15 protein-coding genes are annotated in these 15,679 nt (G+C 33.9%); 1 reads left to right on the top strand and 14 read right to left on the bottom strand.

Annotated features, from left to right (window positions below; genetic code table 11):
- Positions 1-5: 5 nt before the first annotated feature.
- The 13 genes from Q0845_RS14800 to Q0845_RS14740 all read right to left on the bottom strand — a co-directional run bounded on the left by Q0845_RS14800 (position 6) and on the right by Q0845_RS14740 (position 13,598).
- Entirely contained in the window at positions 6-509 is a 504-nt protein-coding gene (locus tag Q0845_RS14800) for a cupin domain-containing protein (protein WP_298514699.1), read from the bottom strand.
- 218 nt (positions 510-727) lie between these two features.
- Entirely contained in the window at positions 728-1,633 is a 906-nt protein-coding gene (gene miaA / locus Q0845_RS14795) for a tRNA (adenosine(37)-N6)-dimethylallyltransferase MiaA (RefSeq protein WP_298514696.1), read from the bottom strand.
- A gap of 10 nt (positions 1,634-1,643) precedes the next feature.
- Positions 1,644-2,474 (bottom strand): ion transporter, encoded by an 831-nt coding sequence (locus tag Q0845_RS14790; RefSeq protein WP_298514693.1) that lies wholly within the window; start codon positions 2,472-2,474, stop codon positions 1,644-1,646.
- 20 nt (positions 2,475-2,494) lie between these two features.
- Complete coding sequence (locus tag Q0845_RS14785; protein ID WP_298514689.1) at positions 2,495-4,447, bottom strand: DUF3857 domain-containing protein; 1,953 nt, start codon at positions 4,445-4,447, stop codon at positions 2,495-2,497.
- Between the two features lie 30 nt (positions 4,448-4,477).
- Entirely contained in the window at positions 4,478-6,448 is a 1,971-nt protein-coding gene (locus tag Q0845_RS14780) for a DUF3857 domain-containing protein (protein ID WP_298514687.1), read from the bottom strand.
- A 15-nt stretch (positions 6,449-6,463) separates the two neighbouring features.
- Positions 6,464-7,825, bottom strand: coding sequence for an exonuclease domain-containing protein (locus Q0845_RS14775; RefSeq protein ID WP_298514684.1), 1,362 nt, complete (start codon positions 7,823-7,825; stop codon positions 6,464-6,466).
- Positions 7,826-8,013: 188 nt separating this feature from the next.
- Positions 8,014-8,676, bottom strand: a complete 663-nt coding sequence (locus tag Q0845_RS14770; RefSeq protein ID WP_298514681.1) for a YggS family pyridoxal phosphate-dependent enzyme — start codon at positions 8,674-8,676, stop codon at positions 8,014-8,016.
- A gap of 67 nt (positions 8,677-8,743) precedes the next feature.
- Positions 8,744-9,982, bottom strand: a complete 1,239-nt coding sequence (locus tag Q0845_RS14765) for a DUF1015 domain-containing protein (protein ID WP_298514679.1) — start codon at positions 9,980-9,982, stop codon at positions 8,744-8,746.
- 1 nt (position 9,983) lies between these two features.
- Positions 9,984-10,532: a M23 family metallopeptidase gene (locus Q0845_RS14760; protein WP_298514676.1), complete on the bottom strand. Its 549-nt coding sequence runs from the start codon at positions 10,530-10,532 to the stop codon at positions 9,984-9,986.
- 62 nt (positions 10,533-10,594) lie between these two features.
- The gene (locus Q0845_RS14755; protein ID WP_298514674.1) at positions 10,595-11,035 is read right to left on the bottom strand and encodes a YcxB family protein; all 441 of its coding nucleotides are present in this window, start codon (positions 11,033-11,035) and stop codon (positions 10,595-10,597) included.
- Positions 11,035-11,922 (bottom strand): 3-hydroxybutyryl-CoA dehydrogenase, encoded by an 888-nt coding sequence (locus Q0845_RS14750; protein ID WP_298514672.1) that lies wholly within the window; start codon positions 11,920-11,922, stop codon positions 11,035-11,037. Before Q0845_RS14750 ends, Q0845_RS14755 begins: the two co-directional genes overlap by 1 nt.
- Positions 11,923-11,932: 10 nt before the next feature.
- The gene (locus tag Q0845_RS14745) at positions 11,933-12,625 is read right to left on the bottom strand and encodes a hypothetical protein (protein WP_298514668.1); all 693 of its coding nucleotides are present in this window, start codon (positions 12,623-12,625) and stop codon (positions 11,933-11,935) included.
- A 7-nt stretch (positions 12,626-12,632) separates the two neighbouring features.
- Entirely contained in the window at positions 12,633-13,598 is a 966-nt protein-coding gene (locus Q0845_RS14740; RefSeq protein ID WP_298514665.1) for a Gfo/Idh/MocA family oxidoreductase, read from the bottom strand.
- Positions 13,599-13,801: 203 nt separating this feature from the next.
- Between Q0845_RS14740 and Q0845_RS14735 the strand changes: the two genes are divergently transcribed.
- The gene (locus Q0845_RS14735; RefSeq protein WP_298514640.1) at positions 13,802-14,449 is read left to right on the top strand and encodes a protein-L-isoaspartate(D-aspartate) O-methyltransferase; all 648 of its coding nucleotides are present in this window, start codon (positions 13,802-13,804) and stop codon (positions 14,447-14,449) included.
- Here Q0845_RS14735 and Q0845_RS14730 read toward each other — a convergent pair.
- The gene (locus Q0845_RS14730; RefSeq protein WP_298514638.1) at positions 14,446-15,441 is read right to left on the bottom strand and encodes a DUF6438 domain-containing protein; all 996 of its coding nucleotides are present in this window, start codon (positions 15,439-15,441) and stop codon (positions 14,446-14,448) included. The two genes, Q0845_RS14735 and Q0845_RS14730, sit on opposite strands and share 4 nt — an antisense overlap.
- Between the last annotated feature and the right edge of the window lie 238 nt (positions 15,442-15,679).

The following is a 15,679-nucleotide window of genomic DNA, read 5'->3' as shown; positions in this document are numbered from 1 at the left end:
AAAAATTAGCGTGTTAATTTGTGAATAATGTCTGCATGTTGCGGATATTCCTGTTGTAAGCTTGTACGTTCTGCCAATTCGAAATCTTCAAAATCGAATCCTGGTGCTACTGTACAACCTACAAACGCGTATGAATCTTTTTGTGAAACACTTGATGCGAACCAACAACCCGCCGGAACCACTAATTGTGGCTGTTCTCCTTGACTAAAATTCATTCCGACTTTATGTTCTATATAATCTCCATTTTGATCAATTACATGAACGCTGAGTGAACTTCCACCATAAAAATGCCAAATTTCATCTTGTTTAATTCTGTGAAATGCTGAAAAATTCTCAGAAGTCAATAAAAAATAAATACTTGTACAATAGCTGCGATCTCCAGAAAAATTATCTGGTAAGGCAGCTTTAGCAATCACTTTTTCACTGCGGTATACTTCTTTATAAAATCCGCCTTCCGGATGTGGTAATAATTGTAAGCTTTCTACGAGTGTTTGTATTTCTTGGTTCATGGGTTTTTGGTCTTTGGTTTTGGGTCTTTGGTTTTGGTAATGTTTTTTAATAATTAGTTTTAGTGATTTTTTGTCATATTGAACACAGTCGAAATAAAGAAAAGTTGCATCGAGAAGAATTCTTTAAATCTTAGCTGTTCTCGATACTAAATTTTTTCAAAATTTCACTCGAACTAACGTTCAGATAATCTAACAAGTCTAAGAAAGTCTAAGAAAGTCTAAGAAAGTCTACCTTCAATTTTCTCCACAATCGTTTTTATATCTTCTTCATAATCAAACCATAAAGTAGTTTCATCTCTTCGGAACCAAGTTCCTTGTCGTTTGGCAAAACGGCGTGTATTTTTCTGAATCTCGCTCACGGCGAATTCCAACGTGCAATTTCCGTCCATATATTCAAAAAGCTCACGATAACCAACAGTTTGTAAAGCATTCAACGCTTTATGCGGATACAACGCTGTTGCTTCTTCTAGCAAACCTTCGTTCATCATAATGTCTACACGTCGATTGATACGATCGTACATAATCTCACGTTCGGCAGTAAGTCCAACTTTGATCGCTGTAAAATTTCGAGTAGCCGTTTTATCTTTCAAAAAGCTAGAATACGGTTTACCGCTTCCAATACAAATTTCCAAAGCGCGTATCAAACGATGCGGATTTTCAAGCGCAACACGTTCATAATACACAGGATCGAGCTTGAGCAACATTTCTTGTAAAGACGCAATGCCAGCAGTTTCAAGCTGATTATTTAGGTTTTCTCTAATTGTAGGATCAACTTTTGGAAAATCGTCCAGACCTTTAATCACGGCATCTACATACAATCCGCTTCCGCCAACCATGATTACAATATTGTGTTTTTGAAACAACGTGTCTAGCTTTGCAATGGCGTCTTTTTCAAACTGTCCTACATTATAATCGTCAAAAATACTGATATGCTGAATAAAATGGTGTTTTGCAGCACCTAACTCTTCCGCAGAAGGAACAGCAGTACCAATTTCCATTTCTTTAAAAAACTGTCTGGAATCGCAAGAAATAATTTCTGCCTTAAAATGTTGTGCGAGTTTTATACTCAGCGCTGTTTTTCCAATGGCAGTAGCACCGACAACAGAAATTAAATAGTTTGTCATCAAAAAAGGATTAATCAGTTTTTTTAGGATTCAATTTTTCACCACAATCAAAACAAAATTCGGCATTATCTCTGTGTCCTTCCGCAGAACAATTTGGGCATGATTGTGTATTGAGATGAATTTCTTCTTTTTCCATCGTAGCCAATTCAGCCGTAACAATTCCCGTAGGAACAGCAATAATTCCGTAACCCAAAATCATAATGATAGAGGCAATAAACTGTCCCAAAGGAGTATGCGGAGCAATGTCACCATAACCCACAGTCGTCAAGGTCACAATGGCCCAATAAATACTTCGCGGAATGCTTGTAAAACCGCTGTCTTTTTCACTTTCTATCAAATACATAACAGAACCCAAAATGGTACAGAGAATTAAAATAAACATGATAAAAACACCTATTTTAATTCTACTAGACTTTAATGCTCGCATGATATTGTTCGATTCGCCAATATAACGCGCTAGTTTTAAAATTCTAAAAACACGCATTAGGCGCAGTGCTCGTAAGGCAATTAATGATTGAGAACCCACGATAAAGAAGGACAAATACATCGGAATTGTAGATAGAAAATCAATAATTCCATAAAAGCTAAAAATATATTGTGAAGGTTTTCGAATCGAAATAATTCTGGCAAAGTATTCAAACGTAAATAATATCGTAATGATCCATTCTGCTATAAAGAGAAAATTTCCATACTGCAAAGCAAAATCATTCACACTTTCTAGCATTACCAATGCAATACTAGCCAAAATCAACACTAAAATAACTACATCAAATAGTTTTCCCGCAGGTGTGTCAGCTTCATAAATAATTTCGTGAAGTTTCGATTTCCAATGTTTCGCCATGCTGCTAAAATACTATTAATTTAGGAATTCTTTTTCTTAATGGTTAAAAGTGTATTTTTTTGAATTTTTACGACATCTCTAAAGAACGATTTTAAGACTTCATATTCGTCAGTAAGATAGTGAAACTCATTGATCATTAATGTAAACGTCATATTGAGTTTTCCATCTTTTTCGACTGTCGTAAGTTTGTACGCAGCTTTCTTTTCTGGCATTTCAAAGAGTTGATCTTTGGGTAAATTTTCAAAAGAATAATTTGCAGGAAGTGAAACTACAAAACGCGTAGTATACATTCTTGGATATGCAAAATCTACAGGATATTCGCGTTTTTCTAGTGTAAACGGATTCTTAGGAAAGATTTTAAATAAGAAAGGATCTAAAAATAAAGCATCATTCGTAAATTCTTTATCAATAGTAAATTCAAAAGATTCTCTTAACGGAAGTTCGGGCGTTTCTTTATCGAGGACTTTATAATTGGTGATTTCCAAATCGGGATATTCGGTTTCTATGATATTTAAATAATCTTCAACACGTGTTGTATCTGCAACCGTTCTGTGACGCAAAGCTATGTGTCCTGTAGACATGTTTGTGAATCGACCTTTAATTGCACCTTCTTCATCAAATTGTATGCTGATCGATGTGATAAATTTATTTATAGGATTTGGAGAAATTGTTTCCCAGTAACTTTCTGCCACAAAATCAAGAGCTCTTCCTTTGTAATTCAACGCTCTCAAAGGCAAAATACCAAAAGGAGCATTTTTGTCAGTAGCATCTAAAAAGTACACATTTCCATTGACAATAGTTTTTACAATGATATAATTGAAATCACTCATTTCTGGATACTTCTGAGTCGGAATGCCATGATCTCGTGTAGATAATAACAATACTTCTGCATGAACTCCAGCAGCTTGCAAAGCATTCATTAATGATAAATTGATTTCTGTTGCGTTGCCTCGTTTTTTTCGAAACGCTTTTCTAAGCTCATTTTCACTAAGTCCGCCAAGTTCACCACTAAACGTATAATGATCTCTGATGAATTCGTATATTTTGGTTGCTTTTTCTAAAGAAGGTTTGATTGCTAAAATTTCTTTAGGAAGAAATCCTTTGAACATCGGTTTTTTTAGAATGGATTTGATATTATCATGATCTTCATTGATGGCAGCATCAAACTTTGCCCAAGTATCTGTATATCCGTAACTTCCAATGCCATACAAACGGAAACTTCGATACTCTGCAAGATCAAATTCAATTCTAGCGATATAATTTTGATATGATAAGGAATATTGTTCTTCTTTAAAAGCAGGAACATTGAGCATTACATAGCGCAATACCTCACAAGAACCTGCATCGCTTAATTCTGGAATTTTAAAACAATTCTTAAGCGCAAAAGCCTTGTTCACATCAAGTTTTAATTGTCCTTTGAGCGATCTGAGGAATTTATAATTCGATGGAATTTTTGCATTAAATTCAGAGCGTACTTTCGGAATGGTAGCTTGAAACATCCAAGGTCTAAAAGCAAACGCGTATGGAGATACAAGACTGTATTGATATTCAATGACACTTCCAACTTTTACATTAGGAAGCAATAGTTTTACCTCTGAAATACTTCCAGAAACATTGTTTTTTATAATTTGAGTTTCCTCTAAATTTGAAGAACCATCCGGATTGTGTGTAATTCCTTTTATATGAATTACTTTTTCCGATCCTATATGCGGAATGGTAATATTGGCTTCTTCTAAACCTTCTGTGGATAGAATTTTGATTTTAGAATAATAATGAAGAGTTGTGTAAATATCATTAGCTTCTTCTACATATTCAAAAGTTTTGTTTCCTTGTTCATTCAAAACCACCGCTGCGGCATTGGTATCTTTTGAATACACTGTCATACTGAGTTCTTGCTCAGATACTTTATTAAACTGTTCTTCAAATGGATTTTGCCCAAAAGTTTGGAATGATACGATGCATAAAATGCACACACATAAATATTTCATAAATAAAGAATAATATTAACCTAGTTTCTTTTTAATGGCCAATCGTGTGTTTTTTTGGAGGATGGATAATTTACTAAAAAAATCTTTCAATTCCTGATATTCTTCAGGTTCAAAGTAAAAACTGTTTAAAATAAGCTTAAAAGTTAGATTTAATTGTCCGTTTTGTTGTATCACTTTTAAACCACAAACTGCTTTTCCATCGGCCAAAGTAAAATTTTGGTTCTCTGGAATGTTTACAAATTCATAATTTGGAGGTAATGATAACAAAAAACGTGTGGTATGTACACGCGAAAATGCAAAATCTACAGGATATTGACGTTCGTTCAAACGGAACGGATTTTTTGAAAATACTTTGGTGAAAAACGGATCAATATAGGTTTCTCCACTTGAGAAACCTTCTTCATCAAATGCTAGCGTAAATACTTCTTTTAGCGGTTTGTCAACATTGGTGCGTTCTTGTGCTTCATACTTTTCAACCTCCAAAAACGGCAAACTTTCTTCAAAATCGTCCAAATAATCTTCGGTACTTTGCGATGCCAATTCTTCACGTTTGCTGTATGCTAAATATCCGGTATTTACTTCCGTCAATTTTCCTTTGGCTACACCTTCTTCATCTACAATAATAGTGACAGTCGTATTTTGGCGATTTTCTGGATATGGATTGATGGTACACCAATAACTTGGATTTTTAAAATCCATGGCGCGTCCATTATAATTTAAAGCACGAATTGGCAACAATCCAAATGAAAGCAACTTTTCTGTAGCATCTAAAAAGAAGGTTTCTTCACCGATCGTAACTTTGGCAATTACATAATTAAAATCAGACATTACAGGATGTTTCTGTGTTGGCAATCCTTTGGCGCGTGTTGATAGCATGACAGTTTCCGCTTTAATATCTGCTGCGAGTAAGCTGTTAATTAGCGAAAGATTGATTTCGGTAACATTTCCAACTTTATTCTGAAAAGCTTGTCGCACATTGGCATCTTGAAACAATTTATAATCTCCATTCCATGCGTAATGATTTTTGATGAATTCGTATACTTTTTGTGCTCTTTTTAATTTAGAAGGTTCATTTAAAATTTCTTTTGAAAGTTGATTCTTAAAGAACCCTTTTTTTCGCACTTGTGCACCAATATCTTTGTCTTTGCGCATTTCTTTATCAACGGCTTTCCATGTTTTTGTATACACATCTTTTCCGCCATCAAAACGAACAAATTCAGCCAATTCAAAAGCAATTTTAGACAAATAATTATTTCTTGAAAGCATGTATGATTCTTCCTTAAACGCAGGAATATCTTTCATGGCATATTTAAGTAATTCGCAATCAGCTCTGCCAGTAATGCCAGGAATTTTAAAACATCTTTTTGTAACAGATGCTTCATTAACAGCTAACTTCTGAAAACCTTTTAATGTTCGGTTATAACGATAGTTTGCAGGAATTTTGGCATTAAATTCACTGTACATTTTTGGAATGTCCGATTGAAAATCCCAACCTTCAAAATTGTAAATAAAAGGTGATTCAAGCGTGTACTGATATTCCAAAACGCTTCCAACTTTTACATTGGGAAAGGTGAATCGTTTTTCGCCATAAAAGCTATTAATATCTACCGAAAACACCTGATCTTTTCCTAAATGGTCAATTTTATCAGAATTGTGTGTAATGGCTTTTACGTTCTTAATGACTTCATACGAATTTTTACCTTTATAAAACGGAATTTGAACTTTTGCAGCTTGCTCAATTCCTTGCTTGTCTAAAATTTTAATCTTCGCATAAAAATGTTTGATTAAAAAAATACGATCATTCACAACATCAAAATAATTTTCTCCGTATTCTTCAATCACTACGGCGTGTGCAGTCGTATCTTTCTCATAAACAGTCATATTAAGTTCTTCTTGTGATACTTTATTAAACTTAATACTCATTGGATTTTGCCCATGACAAAACAGAACGCTTAACATGGTAACTAGTTGGTACATCGGTTTCATAATGCTAATTATGTGTTATAAGGTAATGATCTTAAATTTGTTTTTACGGCGAAGATGACTCTGAATAATATGTTGAACATCTCTATTATTCTGCATTGGAGTAATGATGGTTTTTAAAACTTCTCTATTGGTAATTTGATAGTTTAGACTGTAAAAACCATAGCCTTTATATTCGCCATTTTCAATTAAAATGGCACTGCGTTCATCATGATGGCGTCCGCGATCAATGATCAACATATCTTTGTTTGAGTAACTGTATTTTTCAATAGCTTGTAATGCACGTTTATTATAACTTTCGGGAGTTTCTTCCTTAATACAAGCACCTTGACATTCTTTTATAGTATACTGAAAACAGTGCTTTTTAGTGGCGTACAGTTCGTTTAGTTTTTGGCACAAACCAAATTCTTCTGTCAGTTTAAACATGACATGCTTTGCCTGTGAAATATTGGTGAAAGTAGTGATGTACTTTTTGCGTCCATCTGCTTTTTCTAAACGAAAATTAATATAGCCAAACTCATCTGTATGCGAAGTCATGCCGTATTGAAAAATAGTTCTGCGTTGCGCACGATTGTAGATGGGTTTTTTAAGTTTTATTTCTTGACTTTCTTTTAAAAGTGCCACCAATTCGCTTCCTGTACGTTCAAAAGTTACAGCTGCGACTTGTTTTTGAATCTTTTTAGATTTGTTATTGGTGCCTGTGAAATGTTGATTGACACGTTTTTTAATATTCTTACTTTTCCCGATATAAATAATTTCACCTTTATTATTGTGCATATAATATACGCCCGTGGCAGAAGGTAAATTTTCTAAAATATCGAGTAGGCGTGTGGCAACTTTCTTCTTGATTTCTGTTTTGACAGCTTGTTGAATGATATCTTTTTCAGAATCTTTATCCAACAGTAATTGAAATAACTTTACCGTAGCAAGTGCATCGCCAGAAGCTCTATGTCTATCACTCATAGGAATTCCCAATGCGCGAACTAGTTTTCCTAATTTGTATGATTCCATTTCTGGAATGAGCTTTTTAGAAAGTTCTACGGTACATAAAGATTTGCGTTTGTATTCGAAACCTAGACGTTTAAATTCCATTTGAAGAATTCTGTAATCAAAACTTGCATTGTGTGCTACAATGATACAATCTTGTGTAATTTCTACAATTCGCTTGGCAACTTCGTAGAATTTAGGAGCATCGCGAAGCATTTTATTGTTAATTCCAGTCAAATTTACCACAAAAGGTTGAATTTCACGTTCAGGATTTACGAGGCTAATAAATTGATCTACAACCTCATGACCGTCAAATCTATAAATAGCAATTTCTGTAATTCCTTCTTCATTATATTTTCCACCTGTGGTTTCTATGTCTACTATTGCGTACAAACGATCTGCGTAATTTTTAGATTATGCTATAAATATAAAAATATCCTAAGGATGTTTGCTATCTAATGACGCTTAATCTTTAAAAAATATAGATGAAATACGGGTAAATACCTGTTTATTACTTTTCCTACAATATAATAATGATGGTATTTGTTGAATTTTTAGAAGCAAACAAACTCATTCATGGCTTATATAGGATAATTTCGTGCGCCAAAAATACTACTTCCAATACGCACCATGTTGCTACCTTCTTCAATAGCGAGTTCATAATCGCCACTCATGCCCATAGAAATAGTTTCCAAGCGTTCATGAATAGATTGTAAAACACCGAAGGTGTCTTTTAGTTTTTTAAACTCTTGTCGCACTTGCGTGAGATTGTCTGTAAAAGTTGCCATTCCCATCACACCAACAATGACGATATTTTCTAGTTCTTGAAATTCATTGGAAGTAAGTAGCGCAGTAGCTTCTTCTTCAGACATTCCAAATTTAGAATCTTCTTCGGCAATTTTTATTTGAAGCAAGCAATCAATGACGCGATTGTGTTTTTTTGCCTGTTTGTCAATTTCTTTTAGAAGTTTGAAATTATCTACACCATGAATCAAATCTACAAACTCAGCCATGTATTTGACTTTATTTCGTTGTACATGACCAATCATATGCCAAGAAATATCTTTGGGTAATACTTCCCATTTTGCTGCCATTTCTTGAATCTTATTTTCACCAAACACACGTTGTCCAGCATCATATGCTTCTTGTAAATCGCTGACAGGTTTTGTTTTGGAAACAGCAACTAAGGTAACTTCTTTCGGTAAGGAAGATTTTATATTGATTAATTGTTCTTTGATAGACATTTCTAATCTTTTAGTATTTGATTTTTGATTAACGATTGATGATTGATGATTGATGTTTTTTTAAACATTAGAACTCATAAATAGTAACACCACTGCGTAATTTAGGTTCTATATACGTGCTTTTTGGAGGCATGGTTAAGCCTTCGTCAGCAATACGCTTCATTTCATCAACATTCACAGGAACGAGTCCGAAACCAACAGCAAATTCGCCTGAATCAATTCGGTTTTTCATTTCAATGACATTGTGCTTGTCATATCCGTAATCAATTCGACTATCGTTTCGCAAATCGGTAATACCTAAAATAGGTTTCAATATGGTAATGAAGAGAATATGTGTGTCTAATTTGCTTAAGGAATCGGTAAATTCATAATCTGTCTTTCGCAAGTATAACGAATAAAATTCACCATCTAAATACATGCTAAAATGATGTTTTTTAGAAGGTTTATAAAGTCCGTTACCTCTATTTTCAATACGAAATACTTGATCGAGCTTTAGCAAAAAATGTTCTTTTGATAAGCCATTTAAATCTTTAATCAAACGATTAAACTCATAAATACGCAACTCTGATTCAGGAATCAAATAGCTCATAAAAGAATTGTAGCTTTCTTTGCCTGTATGCGCACTATTTTCATTTTTGGCATCGACACTTAGTAAAAAAGAAGAAGCCGAACGGTGATGTCCGTCCGCAATATAAATAGCATCCATACGCGTAAATTCTTCCTGAATAGCTTTGATATCATCAGTATTTTCAACCAACCATAAATAATGTGTATCTCTATAAGTTGTGGTAAATTCAAATTCGGCACGTGTTTTTGTATACGATGCTAAAATGTTGCCAATAGTTTCAGAATCAGGATAGGTGAGGAGCACAGGTTCGGCGTTGAAACCAGCCGTTTTCAGATATTCTTTAAAAATCTGTTCTCTATATTCTATCGTATCTTCATGTTTCTTGATGATATTATTTTTATAGTCTTCTGTACTTGCTGCAGCGACAATTCCTGTAAAAACTTGCTGTTCGCGATTGACAACTCTATAAATATAAAAACACGGTGATGCATCTTGCACCAAAATTCCATCTTCTTTAAACTCCAAATACCGATTGCGCACCAAACCATAGCGTTCTTTTCCAGAAATTTCTTTATGATATTTATACCCAGGATTTACAATATGTAAAAACGAAAACGGATTGTAATTCAAACGCGCTTCTCGTTGGTCTTGTGTATAACTTTGATACGATCGTGCTGCGACAAGACTTACTTTGTCACGTGTTGGTCGTACTGCTTTGAATGGTTGTATTTTTGCCACGTTATTCTCTGTTTGATTTGATAAATTTCGTAGGATCTAAAAATCCTTTTGTATTCTTACTATATCCGCCACCGATTTCCATAAAAATGGCGTCGCGAATTTCTAAATGTAAATGTGCATAATAAGCGCCATCAGCATTGCCAATAGTGCCAATTTGCATTCCTTTGGTTACAAAGCTACCTTTTTTTACAGAAATTTTATCGCAATGTGCATATAAGGATTCGTAATAGTTGCCTTTGTATTTGTGAACGATGCGAATGACATTTCCCCAACCGCCACCATAGTCTTCAGCAAATTTTACATATCCATTTCCAATGGCATAAATAGGATCGCCTAAATCGGTGTTTCCGCCACCAGTTCCGTTCCAATCGTCACCTAAATGATCGTTTACCGTAAATTTTTGTGCATTGTAATAGCCTTTTGCATCTGGTTTTCCCACAGGAAAGTCAAAACCTTTGGCGATATACGTTGGATTTTTTTTAAATAAAGTATCAAAAAAGACAAACGGATCTTGCGATACATTTGTCTTTTTGATTTGGTTTTTAGACACGCTTTTTTGCTCCGTTTGTTTACAACAAAGCAAACACAAACATAGTATAACTAAGAGTTGTTTCAAGCGTTTATATAAGTTTTGAATTTTTTAAAATCGTCTTCCGAGTAAAATATATTATGTGGAACATATGCATACTTTGTTTTGGTAACATAGATAAGCCAATAATCCTCTTTGATGATTACATTTTTGAGTTCGCCCATTTTCCAAGAAGCACTTTTGCCATTGCTTGTAATTTGTAAAGTATCTTCATCAAATTGCACTTGTGTATCCGAAAAAAACGGTTCTAAGTTTTTAACAAACGTTAAAATGAGAAAACTAAAACCTGCAACAATTAGTACAATCAAACTGTACAATGCAATCAAACGACCGAGTTGCCAACCTAATAATAGCGTCCACACAATTAAAAATGGTAAGAGTTGTAGCAAACTTCTTCCAAAAATAAAAAAGAAGATATTTCGATACTTTTTACTCGTTAGTTGATACGTTTTGGTATCGATCATTAGCTAAACATTTTTGCGACTTTTTCCGCTTTTCTACTTTCTGCATAATCGTAAAATCCTTCTCCAGATTTTACACCCAATTTTCCTGCCATTACCATATTTACTAATAGTGGACACGGCGCGTATTTTGGATTTTTGAATCCTTCATACATTACATTCAATATAGACAAACACACATCTAGTCCGATGAAATCTGCCAATTGTAATGGTCCCATTGGATGTGCCATTCCTAATTTCATTACCGTATCAATCTCTGTAACACCTGCAACACCATTATACAACGTTTCAATAGATTCGTTGATCATTGGCATTAAAATTCTGTTGGCTACAAATCCTGGATAATCATTTACTTCCGTTGGCACTTTATTCAATTGCTTAGAAAGTTCCATGATAGTGTTTGTTACTTCATCAGAAGTATTGTACCCACGAATAATTTCTACCAACTTCATAATTGGTACAGGATTCATAAAGTGCATTCCAATCACCATTTCCGGACGCGAAGTTACCGCCGCAATTTGTGTAATAGAAATGGAAGACGTATTGGTTGCCAAAATGGTATCTTCTGAGCATAATTCGTCTAAATCTCTAAATATTTTCAATTTTAAATCTACATTTTCAGTAGCAGCTTCTACGACTAAACCAGCATACTCAACACCTTCTTTCAAATCGGTAAAAGTGGTAATATTGCTTAAGGTATTTTGCTTGTCTTCTTCAGAAATACGTTCTTTAGAAACCATACGATCTAAGTTTTTCGTAATGGTTGCAATTCCTTTATCGAGTGAAGTTTGAGAGATATCTATTAGTTGAACTTTAAAGCCAAATTGAGCAAAAGTGTGTGCAATTCCATTGCCCATTGTTCCTGCTCCGATGACAGCTACATTTTTCATATTATATAGTTTATTTAGTCTGTAATTTTAGTTTTTTACCATGTATAGGACAAAAATTCCAAGTCCCGTTGAATAATTTATCATCTTCTGGACATACTTTTTTTTCAACCATCGAACTTAGTGGAAGCATGAAATCAAATTCTTTTTTGTTCAATAGTACTGTAAATTTCCCTTTGCTTAACGGATTCGCGATCAGTGTTCCGTCTTTTGCTTTTTTGGGGAAGACATGAAATTCTAATTGCTCTCCAAATTGTCCTAACATTTGAGAAATCATAGGTTTCATGATGGATAATGTCATTTTAAAATCTTCAGGAACAAGACTATCGTCTAAAGGTTTATAAATAGTTCCTTTTTGATCTTTGATTCGTACGGTAGATTCTTTCTTATCCAAACTACCATATGCATTAATTTCAGTGTTGATAATACATACTAAAGTGAATTTTCCAAAAGAATCAATCATTTCATCAATATATGCACGATCACTATCAACAATATTGCTGTCTTCTAAAGATAATCTCCAATATTTTGACGGAATCCACCAAACCATTTTAAAGGCATCTTTTTCCTTACTCATGATTTGAGCATCCTTTATAAATGCTGATAAATCTATATTCTTGGCAGGAATTATTTCTTCTTCTTGTGAAAACGCAAACGTTATCGTAAACAGACAAATGCACAAGAGTGTTTGTTTTAGTATGTTCATTTGAAAATTATTTATTGAATTTTTCTATGATTTGAATCGCAACACGTAAAGCTTCTGTTCCTTGCTCTAAGGAAACAATTGGTGTTGTATCATTGTTGATGGCATCTGCAAACGTTTCCAATTCATCTAGGATAGCATTGTTTTGATCAATGTCAGGATTTTCAAAATAGATTTGTTTTTTTACGCCTTCTGCATTTTGAAGAATCATAGCGTATTCGTCTGCTACTTTAGGCGCATCTTTCATTTTTACCACTTCCACTTTTTTCTCCAAGAAATCTACTGAAATGTAAGCATCACGCTGAAAGAAACGACTTTTACGCATGTTTTTCATGGAAATACGACTTGACGTCAGATTGGCAACACAGCCATTTTCAAATTCCAAACGCGCATTGGCAATATCAGGCGAATTGCTAATGACAGAAACACCGCTCGCATTAATTTGTACAACTTTAGATTTTACCACACTTAAAATAGCATCAATATCGTGAATCATTAAATCTAAAACCACAGGAACATCTGTACCACGCGGATTGAACTCAGCCAAACGATGTGTTTCAATAAACATTGGCGAGTTAATTTTATCTTTCACCGCCGTAAATGCAGGATTGAAACGTTCTACATGTCCTACTTGTCCTTTTACATTGTATTCCTTAGATAAAGCAATTAACTCTTCAGCTTCTGCAACAGTATTGGTAATTGGTTTTTCTATAAAAACGTGCTTTCCTTTGGTAATTGCTTTTTTTGCACACTCGTGATGAGAAAGTGTTGGAGTTACAATATCTATTACATCTACCGCATCAATCAATGCATCAATCGTATCAAAATATGTGTATCCAAATTCAGCCGCTATTTCCTTTGCATATTCAGGATTTGCATCATAAAAACCGACTAGTTCGTATTTGGAAGATTGTTGTAATAAACGAAGATGAATTTTTCCTAAGTGTCCAGCACCTAAAACTCCAGCTTTTAGCATAAAAAAAGTGTTTTGCACAAAAATAATTTATTTTTCTAAAACGCTTAGATTTATAACAAACAATTCTCTTGGAAACCTATTATTTTTTATTTTTTTTGTTTGAATGCGGAATGTAAGTTGAAATGCATTCGTACTCAATAACTTGTATTTTTAATGAATTATTTGTGTTGTTAGATAAAAAATACTGTTATTTTTGCGAACAGATGAAAGACTCGTTTAAACATAAAGGAATGCGAAACCAGTTAGCGCAAGTAGTTGCTAACAAGGGAATTACTGATGAAAAAGTATTGGATGGAATTCGAAATATTCCACGTCATTTGTTTATGGATTCGAGTTTTGAAGCACACGCGTACCAAGACAAAGCGTTTCCTATTGGCGCCGATCAAACCATTTCTCAACCGTATACCGTAGCGTTTCAAACACAATTGCTCGCCATAGAAAAAGGAGCGAAAATTTTAGAAATCGGGACAGGAAGTGGCTATCAAACAGCGATGTTACTCGAATTAGGAGCCAAAGTATACAGTATTGAGCGTCAAAAAGAATTGTTTAAGCGTACGAGTCTATTCTTACCAAAGTTAGGATATAGACCAAAAAAACTCATTTTTGGCGATGGTTACAAAGGCTTACCAGAACAAGCACCTTTTGACGGAATTGTGGTTACCGCAGGCGCGCCGTATGTGCCAAAACCTTTATTAGCACAATTAAAAGTAGGAGGAAAGCTCGTCATTCCTGTGGGAGAAAATAATAAAGCACAAATCATGACGCTATTCATTAGAATTTCTGAAAAAGAATTTTCTAAAAAAGAATTTGGAGAGTTTCGTTTTGTGCCTATGTTGGAAGATAAGAACTAGTTTACAGTATCAATTTCTTTCCAATCTTGATTAAACCGTATGGCAGATAGTTTATTGTAAAGGTATACTAAACCGTTCGTTGCAGCCATTCCATCATCTTCTATCGTTTTTGTAGTTCCATCTTTAAAATGCACTTTCAAAGTAGCAGATGCCGAATGCATGCTACCAGAAAAATAATCATCGTAATAATTCTTTATTTGCAAATAGCTTATGATATTGCATAGTTCCATATAATCTTCCTTCCGAATGATGGTTTCAAATTCTCCTTCTTCGTTTTTTATATCGGCAATACGTTCTTTGCCGAAATTGTGATATTTAGCCTTAAAAGTTGAAGTTGAATTTTCATTTAAAATTAATTCATAAACGGGACAATATCCATGGCAACCATGTGTTCTAAATTCTATATTAGCAATTTCATACGCTTTTGAAGGTTTTACATAATCGATAAAGGTTCCAAATTTATACCTGAGTGTCGTTTTGGAAATGCCATTCTCTGAACGTTCCGCAAAAGCATGACTAGAATAGAGTTCAATTACTGGAATTTGATCTTTGTAAACCAATTTTGGATAGGTTGGGAAATCATCATGATATCTTAAATTTAAAGGAATTGCAGTATATTTTTCTTTTCCATCATTCATAATTGCCAATACTAGCAATTCATTTTCATAATACTCTCCAGTCACGACCAAATCGGTATATCCATTGCCGTCAAAATCTTCTTTGATAAAGGTGAAATTGGGAAACATAGAATCCAATCGATGCTTTAATGTAGCAACAAGATTTCTACTATTCATACCATAAAACTTAGGCGATTTTGTTATGAATTTTTGCAAACTTGAATCTACACTTTTTACAAATTGACGTAACTCTGGAAGCGATGAAATGTTATCAACCTTAGTAAATACTTTGGGTTTGTATGATGTGCTTTTTTGCTCTGAACAAGCAGATAAAAAGACAATAAATAGTAAAGGAATTAAAATTCTCATATACATATAACAACGTGTTTTTACAAAGATTGTTATACTGCTTTAAATTCTTCTTGACGAGATCTTTTATAGTTTCATAGGTATTATTTTGAATTGGAATAATTATGTCATAATTTTAGTAACAACCGAAGTAATTACTGTATTCATACCACTAAAAAATAATAGATAAAATTTTATAATTATTGGTTAGACAATCGCTAAGTAATAATTGGACTTCCCTACAATCCATCTGACTTTTAAAAAA

It is taken from the genome of uncultured Kordia sp., from assembly GCF_947489565.1.
Classification (GTDB): domain Bacteria; phylum Bacteroidota; class Bacteroidia; order Flavobacteriales; family Flavobacteriaceae; genus Kordia.
Note: the sequence above shows the minus strand (reverse complement) of the source record. Positions and strands in the feature narration are given on the sequence as shown.

Bases quoted from the DNA above. Each gene is read 5' to 3' on its own strand.
- miaA (WP_298514696.1), bottom strand. From the start codon at position 1,633: ATGACAAACTATTTAATTTCTGTTGTCGGTGCTACTGCCATTGGAAAA.
- Q0845_RS14750 (WP_298514672.1), bottom strand. From the start codon at position 11,922: ATGAAAAATGTAGCTGTCATCGGAGCAGGAACAATGGGCAATGGAATT.
- Q0845_RS14755 (WP_298514674.1), bottom strand. From the start codon at position 11,035: ATGATCGATACCAAAACGTATCAACTAACGAGTAAAAAGTATCGAAAT.
- Q0845_RS14800 (WP_298514699.1), bottom strand. From the start codon at position 509: ATGAACCAAGAAATACAAACACTCGTAGAAAGCTTACAATTATTACCA.
- Q0845_RS14745 (WP_298514668.1), bottom strand. From the start codon at position 12,625: ATGAACATACTAAAACAAACACTCTTGTGCATTTGTCTGTTTACGATA.
- Q0845_RS14740 (WP_298514665.1), bottom strand. From the start codon at position 13,598: ATGCTAAAAGCTGGAGTTTTAGGTGCTGGACACTTAGGAAAAATTCAT.
- Q0845_RS14790 (WP_298514693.1), bottom strand. From the start codon at position 2,474: ATGGCGAAACATTGGAAATCGAAACTTCACGAAATTATTTATGAAGCT.
- Q0845_RS14770 (WP_298514681.1), bottom strand. From the start codon at position 8,676: ATGTCTATCAAAGAACAATTAATCAATATAAAATCTTCCTTACCGAAA.
- Q0845_RS14780 (WP_298514687.1), bottom strand. From the start codon at position 6,448: ATGAAACCGATGTACCAACTAGTTACCATGTTAAGCGTTCTGTTTTGT.
- Q0845_RS14735 (WP_298514640.1), top strand. From the start codon at position 13,802: ATGAAAGACTCGTTTAAACATAAAGGAATGCGAAACCAGTTAGCGCAA.
- Q0845_RS14730 (WP_298514638.1), bottom strand. From the start codon at position 15,441: ATGTATATGAGAATTTTAATTCCTTTACTATTTATTGTCTTTTTATCT.